This window comes from Pseudomonas sp. ANT_J12 (genome assembly GCF_008370045.1).
In the GTDB taxonomy this organism is placed as follows: Bacteria; Pseudomonadota; Gammaproteobacteria; order Pseudomonadales; family Pseudomonadaceae; genus Aquipseudomonas.
Genome location: NZ_VOBN01000011.1, coordinates 16,919 through 29,338, shown reverse-complemented (window position 1 = coordinate 29,338; position 12,420 = coordinate 16,919). Strand labels below are relative to the sequence as shown.

At 59.7% G+C, this 12,420-nt stretch carries 9 protein-coding genes; 4 read left to right on the top strand and 5 right to left on the bottom strand.

The genetic code is table 11. From position 1 onward, the window contains the following. Positions 1-85: 85 nt before the first annotated feature. From FQ192_RS21540 to FQ192_RS21525, 4 genes are all read left to right on the top strand, one after another. Positions 86-985: a bestrophin family protein gene (locus tag FQ192_RS21540; protein WP_149660346.1), complete on the top strand. Its 900-nt coding sequence runs from the start codon at positions 86-88 to the stop codon at positions 983-985. Positions 986-1,062: 77 nt separating this feature from the next. Beyond that, positions 1,063-2,118: a lipopolysaccharide assembly protein LapB gene (locus FQ192_RS21535; protein ID WP_149660345.1), complete on the top strand. Its 1,056-nt coding sequence runs from the start codon at positions 1,063-1,065 to the stop codon at positions 2,116-2,118. Between the two features lie 262 nt (positions 2,119-2,380). Beyond that, positions 2,381-3,883 (top strand): ATPase domain-containing protein, encoded by a 1,503-nt coding sequence (locus tag FQ192_RS21530; RefSeq protein WP_149660344.1) that lies wholly within the window; start codon positions 2,381-2,383, stop codon positions 3,881-3,883. Further along, complete coding sequence (locus FQ192_RS21525; protein ID WP_149660343.1) at positions 3,880-5,550, top strand: ATP-binding protein; 1,671 nt, start codon at positions 3,880-3,882, stop codon at positions 5,548-5,550. Before FQ192_RS21530 ends, FQ192_RS21525 begins: the two co-directional genes overlap by 4 nt. 168 nt (positions 5,551-5,718) lie before the next feature. Here the strand turns inward: FQ192_RS21525 and FQ192_RS21520 are convergent, their stop codons facing one another. The 5 genes from FQ192_RS21520 to FQ192_RS21500 form a co-directional block, all read right to left on the bottom strand. Then, the gene (locus tag FQ192_RS21520; protein ID WP_149660342.1) at positions 5,719-6,096 is read right to left on the bottom strand and encodes a response regulator; all 378 of its coding nucleotides are present in this window, start codon (positions 6,094-6,096) and stop codon (positions 5,719-5,721) included. Between the two features lie 77 nt (positions 6,097-6,173). Next, positions 6,174-7,355 carry a hybrid sensor histidine kinase/response regulator gene (locus tag FQ192_RS21515; RefSeq protein WP_149660341.1) on the bottom strand — a complete coding sequence of 394 codons (1,182 nt, stop codon included), beginning with the start codon at positions 7,353-7,355 and terminating at the stop codon, positions 6,174-6,176. Next, positions 7,349-7,942: a chemotaxis protein CheB gene (locus FQ192_RS21510; protein WP_149660340.1), complete on the bottom strand. Its 594-nt coding sequence runs from the start codon at positions 7,940-7,942 to the stop codon at positions 7,349-7,351. Before FQ192_RS21510 ends, FQ192_RS21515 begins: the two co-directional genes overlap by 7 nt. Next, positions 7,939-8,754 carry a protein-glutamate O-methyltransferase CheR gene (locus tag FQ192_RS21505; protein WP_149660339.1) on the bottom strand — a complete coding sequence of 272 codons (816 nt, stop codon included), beginning with the start codon at positions 8,752-8,754 and terminating at the stop codon, positions 7,939-7,941. The genes FQ192_RS21510 and FQ192_RS21505 overlap by 4 nt, the downstream gene beginning before the upstream one ends. 13 nt (positions 8,755-8,767) lie before the next feature. Further along, positions 8,768-12,259 (bottom strand): response regulator, encoded by a 3,492-nt coding sequence (locus tag FQ192_RS21500; protein ID WP_149660338.1) that lies wholly within the window; start codon positions 12,257-12,259, stop codon positions 8,768-8,770. Positions 12,260-12,420: the final 161 nt, after the last annotated feature.

Genomic DNA, 12,420 nt, shown 5'->3' with positions numbered 1-12,420 from the left:
GTCAGCCATAGCGATTGGACAGAAACCGGCCCGGCCCCTAGGCTTTAAACGCTGCGAAAGCGTCACTCGAATAAGCCCCGCCCCCATGATCGTACGTCCCAAGCCGAACCTGATCGGCATCCTGTTTTCCCTCAAAGGCTCGATTGCCAAGCGCATTGCCTTGCGCAGCCTGTTGGTGACCCTGCTCGCGTCGGTGATTGTGCTGGTGGAAACCTGGCACCCGGCGTATTTCTCCAAGGTCAATGCCACGCCCTTCACCCTACTGGGGTTGTCGCTGTCGATCTTCATGAGTTTTCGCAACAACGCGTGTTACGACCGCTGGTGGGAAGGTCGCAAGCAATTGGGGCAATTGATCATCGAGGTGCGCTCGCTGATCCGCCAGACCCAGGGCCTGATGGACGCCGACGAACGCGAACTGTTGTTGCGTGAACTCTGCGGCTTCGCCCATGGCCTGATCGCGCGCCTGCGCTTTGAAAGTGAGCGGCAAGCCGTCGCCCCCTGGACGCCCACGCCCATCGATCATCAGCACCCGAACATCCCCGACGCACTCTTGCAACGCATCGGCGCCCGCTGTTCGGAGCTGGCCGAACTCGGCCGGATCAGCGAATGGCGCTACACCCAACTGGAATCCCGACTGGTCAGCCTGAGCCAGGTCCAGGCCAGTTGCGAACGGATAAAAAGCACGCCGCTGCCCTTCCCTTACACCCTGTTGCTGCACCGCACCATTTACCTGTTTTGCATCCTGCTGCCGTTTGCCATGGCCGAACCATTGGGTTGGCTGACCCCGGTGTTCACCGCCATCGTCAGTTACACCTTTTTTGGCCTCGACGAGATCGGCGACGACCTGGAAGACCCGTTCGGCTTCGATGAGAACGATTTGCCGTGTAATGCGATTTTGCGCACCCTGGAGCGCGAAGTGCTGGCGGCGTTGGGGCAAACCGATTTGCCGCCGGCCCTCGAACCCATCGAGTACGTCTTGAACTGAGCCAGGGTTTGACTCACGGCCGCACCTGACCGAAGCTGACGTCCTTTGCAAAAGCTCGCCAGCTCCCGGATCCGTGCATGCCCCAGTCCCGCCGCTACCTGCTTATCAGCCTCTGCGTCCTGTTCGCCATTGCCCTCGCCTGGTTTTTCCTGCGCAGTACCACGCCCGTGGTGCCGGAGGCGATCAAACATGGCTACAGCGAAGCGCTGGCCCAGGCGCGCGCCGGTCAACCGGGGGCGGCGCGGGTGCTTTATCAGCAACTGGCGCGGCCTGACTTGTCGACCAAACGCCGGCTCTGGCTCCTCGCCGAGTTGCCCAACTACCCCAGCCCGCAAGCCTTGAAGCTGGCCGATGCCGACTTGCAAAACAGCTCGGCGGATGTCCGGGTGGCGGCGATCAAGAGTGTGGTCGGCCTGGTCCCCAGCGGTCAGCGCAGCCTGTTGCTGGGGCCGTTGCTCGATGACAGCGAGCAAACCGTGCGTTTGGCAGCCGTCAACGCGCTATTGGGGCTGTCACCGGATGATCTGGGCCTGTATTTCGGTCCATTGCAGCAGGCGATTGATGCCTGGGAACTGGTGCTCAAGGCCGAACCGGAAAGTGCCAACACGCACTATCAGCTGGCACGGCTGCACCTGCACAACGCCGAACTGAAGGAGGCGCAACAAGCGCTGGAGCGCACCTTGCAGTTGGAGCCTGGCAACCTGCCGGCACTGGTCATGCAAATCGAAGTACTGGACAAGCAAGGCCAGACCGACGCCGCCCGCCAGTTGCTGGCCAAACAGTTGAAGGCCCAGCCCGATTCCGCCTTCCTGCAACATGCCCTCGGCCTCTGGTTGCTGCACCACGGGCAGAGTGAATTCGCGGTACTCGGCCTTTCCAAAGCGGTTGAACTGGAGCCGGACAACAAGGATTACCGTTACGACCTGGCCACTACGCTGCACGGTGAGGAAGAGCTGGAAGCCGCGCAGAAACAGCTGCAGGAAATCGTCCAGCGCCACCCAGCCGACCGCAAGGCGCGGGTGTTGTTGATCAATTACTGGAAGGAAAGCGGCCAGTTGCAGAACGTGCAGATTCTGCTGGCGCAACTGGAGCAGATGAACCCGGATGATCCGGCGTTGCAGCAAGGTCTGTAACGCTCGCCACCATCCCTGTAGGAGTAAGGCTGAACGGCGATGGCGTCCGTGAGATCGCTTTCGCGAGCAAGCTTTGCTCCTACAAAAAAAAACAGCGTCAAGCAAGCCTTGCTCCTACAGTCAGCAGGCGTCACACAGGCGTCATCGCGCCCGGCAAAAAAGGTTGAACCGTCGTCACGGCCAAGGGTCAAGAGAAACAGGCAGTCAATTCAGGCATTTCAGGCCTGCTGCCTCGCTTCCCCTAGTCATGAGAGGGCTTTTTTTGTCTACATCTAACGAGTTGTTCAGTGCAAAAGCCGCCACCGGCATCGAAGGTCTGGATGACATCCTGGCCGGTGGATTGTCTCGCGGCCATGTGTTTTTGCTGGAGGGTGAACCCGGAACCGGTAAAACCACCGTCGCCTTGCATTTTCTCCTCGCCGGAGCCCGAGCCGGCGAGCGCTCGTTGTACATCACCCTGTCGGAAACCGAACGTGAACTGCGCCAAGGCGCGTTGTCCCACGGCTGGGAGCTGGATGAGAACATCCACATCTTTGAACTTACCCCGCCGGAAAGCCTGCTCAACGCCGAGCACCAGCAAAGCTTGCTGTATTCCTCGGACCTGGAGCTGGGCGAAGCCACCAAACAGATCTTTGAAGTCGTAGAGCGAGTCAAGCCGACCCGCGTGGTCCTCGACAGCCTCTCGGAAATCCGCCTGCTGGCCCAAAGCTCTTTGCGCTATCGCCGGCAGATCCTGGCCATCAAGCATTACTTCGTGCGCTATGACGCCACGGTGTTGCTGCTGGATGACCTGACCACCGAATCCCTGGATAAAACCGTGCACAGCGTGGCCCACGGGGTGATTCGCCTGGAAGAACTGACGCCCAACTACGGCGCAGAACGCCGCCGGATTCGCGTGGTGAAATACCGTGGCCAGAAATATCGCGGTGGTTTTCACGACTTCACCATCATGGGCGACGGCGTGCATGTGTTCCCGCGCCTGGTGGCGGCGGAACATCGCGGCAAGTACATTCGCACGCAATTGACCAGCGGCATCAAGGAAATGGACGCCCTGCTCGGCGGCGGCATCGAAACCGGCTCCAGCACGCTGATCCTCGGTCCCGCCGGTACCGGCAAATCCCTGATCTCAATGATATTCGCCGCTGCAGCCGTGGCCCGTGGCGAAAAAGCCGCGCTGTTTATCTTCGATGAAGAGCTAGGGCTGCTGTTTGAACGCATGAAAAACATGGGCATCGATCTCAAGGCCCTGCAAGACACCGGCAACTTGCTGATCGAACAAGTGGACGCCGCCGAACTGTCCCCCGGCGAGTTCTCCCACCGGGTGCGGCGCTGCGTCGATGAACGCAATATCAAGACTGTGGTGATCGACAGCATCAACGGCTATCAGGCGGCAATGCCCGAAGAAAACGCCCTGGTGTTGCACATGCATGAGTTGCTGCTGTACCTCAACCGCCAAGGCGCCGCGACCTTCATGACCGTCGCCCAGCATGGTCTGGTCGGTGACATGCAAGCGCCGGTCGATATCACTTACCTGGCCGACACCGTAATTCTGCTGCGCTACTTCGAAGCCCTGGGCAAAGTGCGCCGGGCCATCTCCATCATCAAGAAACGGACCGGCAGCCATGAATCAACCATTCGCGAATACCGCATCAGCAGCCACGGCATGACCATCGGCGAACCGTTGGATGCGTTCCAGGGTGTATTACGCGGCGTGCCGACCTACCTGGGCGCCAGCAATCCGCTGCTCAAGGAAGACGACAAATGACGGCGCTGGCAGCGACCTCCGAGCGCGCGATCATCCTCGCGCCGCTGGGGCGCGACAGCCAGATTGCGCTGATGATGCTCAACGAGGCCGGTTACGCCGGCGTCATCAGCCGTGACATGCCAGCGTTGTGTCGCGAACTGGAGTTTGGCGCCGGGTTGCTGCTGATCTCGTCCGAAGCGCTGCTCGGCAGTGACCTGGAACCCCTCTTCACCCTGATTGAACAGCAACCGGCCTGGTCGGACTTGCCGATTGTGCTGCTGACGTATCACGGCGGCCCGGAACACAACCCGGCGTCGCGCTTCGGCCCGCAACTGGGCAACGTCACCTTCCTTGAGCGCCCGTTCCATCCGGTAACCCTGATCAGTCTGGTGACCACCGCGTTGCGCGGGCGACGACGACAGTACGAAGCCAGGGATCGGCTGATCGACCTGAGCCAAAGCGAGTTGCGCCTGCAAACCACCCTGGAAACCCTTGAACAACAAGTCGAGGAACGCACTGCGCAACTGCGGCACAACGAAGAAGCATTGCGCCAGTCGCAGAAGATGGAAGCAGTCGGCCAATTGACCGGCGGCATCGCCCATGACTTCAACAACATGCTGACCGGCATTATCGGCAGCCTGGAGCTGCTGCGTCGACGCCTGGCTCGCGGGCGCACCGACGACCTCGACAGCCTGATCGATCTGGGGGTCACTTCGGCCAACCGTGCGGCGGGCCTGACCCACCGTTTGCTGGCGTTTTCCCGCCGCCAGTCGCTGGATTCCAAACCCGTGCAGATGAACGCCCTGGTGACCTCGATGGGCGAATTGCTGCAGCGCAGCATCAACGAAAGCATTCAACTGGACATGCAGTTGAGCGATCAACTGTGGGTGGCCGAGGCCGACCCCAATCAACTGGAAAGCGCCCTGCTGAACCTGGTGCTCAATGCCCGCGATGCGATGCCCGACGGCGGCCAATTGGTGGTGAACACCTTCAATCAGCATCTGGACACCGGTTTCGCCGAATCCCATGGCAACCTCGAACCCGGGGATTACGTGGTGCTGAGCGTCACCGACACCGGCTGTGGCATGCCGCAAAGCACCATCAGCCGGGCATTTGATCCCTTCTTCACGACCAAACCCATCGGCCAGGGCACCGGCCTTGGGTTATCGATGATCTACGGTTTCAGCAAGCAGTCCCGAGGCCATGTCACGATCCAGAGCGAGGTCGACAACGGCACCACGGTTAACCTCTACCTGCCGCGTTACATGGGCAACCTGGCGCAGGATCCGCTCGCGGATATCCAGCAAGCGCCCTTCGCCCAGGACGGTGAGACCGTGCTGATCGTCGAAGACGACCCGGCGGTCCGGGTGTTGGTCAGTGCGGTGTTGAGCGAGTTGGGCTATGCCTTCGTCGAGGCTGGCGATGCCGACAGCGCAGTGCCGATCCTGGATTCCGGCCAGCGCATTGATCTGTTGATCAGCGACGTTGGGTTGCCCGGGATGAACGGCCGGCAACTGGCGGAAATCGGTCGTCAGTATCGGCCCGATCTCAAGGTCTTGTTCATTACCGGGTATGCCGAGCACGCAGCGGTGCGCGGTGGTTTCCTTGACCCGGGGATGCAGATGATCACCAAGCCGTTTACCTTCGACCTGTTGACGGCGAAGGTGCGGGAGATGATTCGAATCTAAAGCGCCCGAGAGGTTTTACCGACGATGGCGGTCTCACGGACGCCTTTGTGGGCAAGCCTCGCTCCTACACGGGACGCGCGTGAACCTGTAGGAGCGAGGCTTGCCCGCGAAAGCGATTTCAGGATCACCCTCACCGTCAAGCCATGCACCGATAGGCGTTTTTTGATCTCAGGACAGCATTTCCTGCATCAATTCCTGCAACACATACAGGTCAAACGGCTTGCCCAGAATCGGCGCCTTGCGGGTAATCGGGCTGTCGGTCTCGCGGATTTCCTGCGGATAACCGCTGATGAAAATAACCTTGAGCTCCGGTCGCAGCTTGACCGCGGGCTCGGCGATCTGCACGCCGGAAATCCCGCCAGGCAGGCGGAAGTCGGTAATCATCATGTCCAGGTGCGGTTTACTGGCCAGGATTTCGAAGGCTTGCTCGCCGTTTTCGGCCTGCAACACCCGATACCCCTCGCCCGACAGATAGGCAGACAACACCATCAAAATCGAGGGATCGTCCTCGACAATGAGTACTACATCTTGCGCATCTTCACTCATGGGAAGCCTTTGTTCGGTCAATAGCTGCTGATACGACCGTGAGGTCGTTCAGAGGTTGCGTTTATCTGGCTGCTTTCCTACAGCGGCAGACAAACGCGAAATAAGGCGCCTTCGTTGATTCTGCTCTCGACGACGATGGATCCGCCATGGGCGGCGACGATTTGCTCGGAAATAAAGAGCCCGAGCCCAAGTCCCGCAATCACGGTCTTGGCTGAAACCCGTTCGAACTGTTGAAAAATACGCTTCTGGTTTTCTTCACTGATGCCGATGCCGCGGTCCTGGACCTCGACCCGGGCCTGGCCTTCGTGGCAATACACCCGCACATCGATCTGACCCTTGCCGCCATAGCGCAGGGCGTTGGTCAGCAAGTTGGAAATCACCTGCTCGATCCGGAACTCGTCCCACTGCCCTTCCACCGGCCCTTCGGCGCTGAACGTCACCGAGGACTCGGCGGCATCGACCTGCGGCGCGAAGTTTTGCAGCAGGTTGTCGACCAGTTTCACCAGATCTACCCGGCTCGGGCGGATCGACAGTTTGCCGGTGCGAATGCGCGAGACATCGAGCATGTCTTCGATCAGGCGGATCAGGCTTTTGATCTGCCGCTCGTCGCGGTCGACCATGGCGTGCATCTTGTCCAGGGTAAACGCCGCTGCGTTGTCCCGGGCCAGGTGCATCTTGCGCAATTGGGTTTCGAGGATCAGGCCATTGAGCGGCGTGCGCACTTCGTGGGCGACGATCGACATAAAGTCATCGCGCATGCGCACGGCCTGCTCCAGTTCATTCTGAGTGGTCTGCAGTTTTTTCAGCAGCGCTTCCTGCTCGCGACGGCTCTGCTCCAGGGCTTCGACCTGTTGCTTCATGGCCTTGCTCTGGCGATACAGGTCGACGAACACATTAACCTTGCTCTTGACCGCGTGGATATCCAGCGGCTTGTGCAAGAAGTCCACGGCACCGCTTTCGTACCCTTTGAACGCGTAGTTCAGCTCACGGCCAGCAGCGCTGACGAAGACAATCGGGATGTTCTTGGTCTTTTCCGTGCCGCGCATCAGTTCGGCCAGTTCGAAGCCGTTCATGCCCGGCATCTGCACGTCAAGAATGGCCATGGCGAATTCGTGTTGCAGCAACAACGACAGCGCTTCGTCCGCCGACAGCGCCTTGTAGACCATGCGGTCTTCGCGCTTGATCAACGCTTCGAGGGCCAGCAGGTTTTCCGGCAGATCGTCGACGATCAGCAGTTTGGCTTGGATGTCACTCAGCATGCTATTCGTTCCAACTCGACAAGCAAACGGCCGATGCCGCGTATAGGGAGAATGTGGTCAGGTTGATGCAAGTCCAGCGCCGCCTGGGGCATCGTCGCGACCTGGGCTTCGTCCGGGTCTTGCACCACGGTCAGGCCGCCACGGTACTTGACCTGGGCCAGACCGTTGGCGCCATCGCGGTTGGCACCGGTCAACAACACGGCCGCCAGCGCCGGTCCGTAAGCATCAGCGGCGGACTCGAACAGAAAATCAATGGCCGGCCGCGAATAGTGCACGCGGTCCTCCAGGCTCAACGAGAAACTGCGGTCCTGTTCCACCGAGAGGTGATAGCCCGGCGCGGCAAAATACAGGGTCCCGGCTTCGACCAATGTCTTGTCGACAGCCTCCAGCACCGGCAGTGAAACCCGTCGGGCAAACACTTCGGTCAACTGGCTGCGACGATCGTCAGGCAGGTGCAGCACCACGATGATCGGCAGGGCAAACCCTTCACGCAGCGGGCTGAGGATATTCAGCAGCGCCTCGACTCCACCGGCCGAAGCGCCGATCACGATAGCCTCTACGGTCGGCAAACCGGCTTCGTTGTTCATGATTTACGGTAGATCCGTTCTTGTTTGACCAATGGCTCGAACTGCTTGCCGAACGCCGAGAAATCCGGGGTTTCCTTACTGCCCAGCACCAGGAATCCACGATGGCACAGCGACTCATGAAACAAGCCAAACGCTCGATCCTGCAATTTTTTATTGAAGTAAATCAATACGTTGCGACACGAAATTAATTGAGTTTCTGAAAACACACTGTCGGTCGCCAGGCTATGGTCAGCAAAGGTCACGTTCTCGCACAGGCTCTTGTCGAAAATCGCGTAACCATAGGCGGCCGTGTAGTAGTCGGCAAACGAGCGCTGGCCACCGGCCTGCTGGTAATTGGAAGTGTAGGCGCGCACGTTCTCCATGGAGAAAATCCCTTGCTTGGCTTTTTCCAGTGAGCGCGGATTGATGTCGGTGGCGTAGATGATCGTGCGTTCGAGCAAGCCTTCCTCGCGCAACAGGATCGCCATCGAATAGACCTCTTCACCGGTGCTGCACCCGGCAATCCAGATCTTGATCGACGGATAGGTCTTGAGCAGCGGTACCACTTCCTTACGGATCGCCAGAAAGTGCGACGGGTCACGGAACATCTCGCTGACCGGGATCGTCAGCAACTGCAGCAACTGCATGAACGCGGTCGGGTCGTGCAGGACTTTCTCCTGCAACGCCGAGATGGTCGCGCACTCGAACTGACTCAAGGCATGAGCGACCCGGCGCTTGATCGAGGCGCCGGAGTAGTCACGAAAGTCATAGCTGTACTTGAGGTAGATCGCCTCGATCAGCAGCCGCAGTTCGATTTCGGTGTTCTTTTCCACTAAATGCTATCCACTAGATGCGTTCCATCTTCGGTAACCACACACGAATCAGCGAGAACAGGCGATCGAGGTCGATCGGCTTGGCCAGGTAATCGTTGGAACCCGCCGCCAGGCAGCGCTCCTGATCGTCCTTCATGGCCTTGGCCGTGACGGCGATGATCGGCAGCTTGCGCCAGCGCGGGTCCTGGCGGATCAAGGTCGTGGCCTCGAAACCGTCCATCTCCGGCATCATCACGTCCATCAGCACCAGGTCGATGTCTTCGACTTCATTCAATTTTTCAATCGCCTCACGACCGTTCCGGCCAATGACCACGACTGCGCCCTTTTGCTCCAGCGCACTGGTCAGGGCGAAGATATTGCGCACATCGTCGTCGACCAGCAGCACCTTGCGGCCCTCGAAGACCTTGTCGCGACTGCGCGCGGTCTTGAGCATCTTCTGCCGCTCATGGGACAACTGGGATTCGACTTTGTGCAGAAAGAGTGTCACTTCATCCAGCAACCGCTCTGGCGAGCGGGCACCCTTGATGATGATCGAGCGCGAATACTTGCGCAGCTCGGCCTCTTCGTCCCGGGTCAGGTTGCGTCCGGTGTAGACAATCACCGGCGGGAACGAACAGATGTCTTCGGTGGACATGCGCTTGAGCAGATCGTTGCCGAGCATGTCCGGCAGCTTCAGGTCGATGATCATGCAATCGAAGACCGTTTCGCGCAGCCGGTCCAGCGCTTCCTGTGCAAAACCGACGGCGGTGATCTCGATGTCTTCTTCGCCGATCAGGCGGGCAATGCTGTCGCGCTGCAAATCATCGTCTTCCACCAGCAGCACCCGTTTGACCTTCTGGGTCAGCTTGGCTTCGAGGCGGGCAAACACGTCCTTGAGCTCCTCGCGGGTGGTCGGCTTGACCGCATAACCGATGGCGCCCATGTGCATCGCCGCTTCAACCCGGTCTTCGACCGAGATGATGTGCACCGGGATGTGCCGGGTTTCGGCGTGTTCTTTCAGGCGCTGCAACACCGTCAGCCCGGAATGATCCGGCAGGCGCATGTCCAGCAGGATGGCGTCGGGGATGAACTCCCTGGCCAGGTCATACCCTTCATCGGCGCCGTGGGCGACCAGGCACTGGTAACCCAGTTCGTGGGCCAGGTCGTAGAGGATGTGGGCGAAATTCACCTCATCTTCCACCACCAGGATGCAGCGCGTGGCGAACGGTGCCTTGGCGCGGTCATCATCGAAGCGCGGGATATCGACTTCGGCAATCAGCGGTACCGGCGCCGCGACCGGTGCTTTTGGCGTGTAGGCGACCGGCGTCGCGCGCATTGGCTCGACCGGCTCGTCACCCGGCTCGACGTATTGCTGCGGCAACACCAGGGTGAACGCACTGCCCTGCCCCGGTTCGCTGGTGACACTGATCGAACCGCCGAGCAACATGGCCAGGTCCCGGGAAATCGACAGGCCCAACCCGGTGCCGCCATAACGGCGGTTGGTGGTGCCGTCGGCCTGGCGGAAGGCTTCGAAGATGCTTTCCTGCTGTTCCGCGGCAATACCGATCCCGGAGTCGCGAACGATGAAGGCGATACCGTCGCCCGGCTGACTGGCGACGGTCAGGCTGACGGTGCCTTTTTCGGTGAACTTCACCGCGTTCGACAGCAGGTTCTTGATCACTTGTTCCAGGCGCTGGCGGTCGGTGTAGATCATCATCGGCGCACCGGCCTGCAACTCGATCTGGAAATCGAGCTTCTTGTCCGTGGCCATCGGCTCGAACATGCCGCGCAGGCCCTCCACCAGACGAGAGACGCTGGTGTTTTCCGGGCGCATGTCCAGCTTGCCAGCCTCGACTTTGGAAATATCCAGAATATCGTTGATCAGGTTGAGCAAGTCATTGCCGGCGGAATAGATCGACTCGGCGAACTTGACCTGTTCGGCGCTGAGGTTGTCCTGCGGGTTCTCCGCCAGCAACTTGGCGAGGATCAACGAACTGTTCAGCGGCGTGCGCAGTTCGTGGGACATGTTGGCAAGGAATTCGGATTTGTACTTGCTGGAGCGCTGCAATTCTTCGGCGCGGTCTTCCAGCTGAATCTGCGCCTGATTGAGTTCGGTGTTCTTCTGATCCATGGCGTCGCGCTGGTCGGCGAGGATCTGTGCCTGCTCGGCGAGCTGTTCGTTGGTCTGCTCCAGCTCCACTTGCTGGGTTTCCAGGTGCGCCTGGGATTCCTTGAGAATCCGCGATTGCTCTTCCAGCTCTTCGTTCGCGGTCTTGAGCTCTTCCTGCTGGACTTGCAGTTCTTCGTTGAGCTGCTGGGTTTCGGCCAGCACTTCCTGCAAGCGTTGACGGTAGCGCGCCGCTTCGATCGAAGTGCCGATGTTGCCGGCGATCAGCTCCAGCAGTTCGATGTCGCGCTCGTCCAGGGTCCGCAGGAAGCCAAGTTCGATCACGCCATTGACCCGGTCGTCGTCGCTGGTCGGCACCACCAACACACTGTGGGGCAAGCCTTCGCCCAGGCCGGAGCTGACCTTGAAGTAGTCTTCTGGCACGTTGTCCAGGCGAATCAACCGGCCTTGTTTCACCGCCTGGCCGATAATCCCTTCGCCGTCGTAGACCGACTGTTCCTGCGCTTCCTGCTCGCGGGACAAACCATAAGAAGCCACGCGCTTGAGGCCGCCATGTTCTTCACGCACATAGATCGCCGCCACGGCGGTCCCGAGGTATTGCGCGCAGAATTGCAGGATATTGCGACCCAACAAGTTCAGGGTCAGTTGCCCCAGCACTTGCTCAGCCAGTTCGGTCTGGCCACTGCGCAGCCACGCCTGCTTCTCCAGGCGGTCGGCGGCACTCTGCTGCGCGGCGAGGTTGGCGCTGTAGTTTTGGGAGAGATTGAGCAGGTCACGGCGGCCAATGTAAGCCAGCAATGCACTGATCCCGGCCACGAACACCAAGTACAGGGTGATGCTCCAGATCGTGGTGCGGCGCACTTCTTCGTTGCGCGTGGTGCGCAACTGCTGCTCCATGTCGATCACGTCCTGGAACTGCGTACGGATTTCATCGGTCAGGCGCTTGCCGCGCCCGGCCTTGATCGCGCCGCGATAATCGCCACTGGAGCGCTGCATATCGATCATCGATTGCGCGTAGGCGGCCCACTCGGTTTGCAAGGCCTGGAGACGGCGCAAACGGTCGGTCTGCACCGGGTTGTCGGCCGTCAGTTCGAGCAAGGTATTGAGGGCGACGGCGATTCGCGGCCTGGCCGTTTCATACGGGTCCAGGAAGTGCTCGTCGCCACTGAGCAGGAAGCCGCGCATGCCGGTTTCCAGGTCAACGGTCAGCTTTACCGCTTCATTGGCGTTATTGATCACCCGGTCGGTGTGCTCCACCCACTGAATGACGGACAACAGGTAAGTGATCAACGCCACAAAGAAAACCGCACTGATCACGCCCACGCCCAGCGGCAAGCTGACGTTGCGGCTCAGGAGTTTGCGGAATCGTTGCTCGTCAACCGAAGACGCAGAGGTCATGGGGAAGGCCTTGTCGAACTGTTGAAAACCAAGGAGTTTGCCCCAAAACGGACGCATTGATCTAATTTTCTGACAGCTCTGGTGACAAATTCCTGCAATTAACTGCGCTTGATCATTGCCGCGCGTTATCCTTGCAGGTTCTTGTACAACCATAGTTTTTT

Excerpts from the sequence above, each read along its gene's own strand:
- FQ192_RS21540 (WP_149660346.1), top strand. The coding sequence starts at position 86 with ATGATCGTACGTCCCAAGCCGAACCTGATCGGCATCCTGTTTTCCCTC.
- FQ192_RS21535 (WP_149660345.1), top strand. The coding sequence starts at position 1,063 with ATGCCCCAGTCCCGCCGCTACCTGCTTATCAGCCTCTGCGTCCTGTTC.
- FQ192_RS21525 (WP_149660343.1), top strand. The coding sequence starts at position 3,880 with ATGACGGCGCTGGCAGCGACCTCCGAGCGCGCGATCATCCTCGCGCCG.
- FQ192_RS21520 (WP_149660342.1), bottom strand. The coding sequence starts at position 6,096 with ATGAGTGAAGATGCGCAAGATGTAGTACTCATTGTCGAGGACGATCCC.
- FQ192_RS21515 (WP_149660341.1), bottom strand. The coding sequence starts at position 7,355 with ATGCTGAGTGACATCCAAGCCAAACTGCTGATCGTCGACGATCTGCCG.
- FQ192_RS21510 (WP_149660340.1), bottom strand. The coding sequence starts at position 7,942 with ATGAACAACGAAGCCGGTTTGCCGACCGTAGAGGCTATCGTGATCGGC.
- FQ192_RS21500 (WP_149660338.1), bottom strand. The coding sequence starts at position 12,259 with ATGACCTCTGCGTCTTCGGTTGACGAGCAACGATTCCGCAAACTCCTG.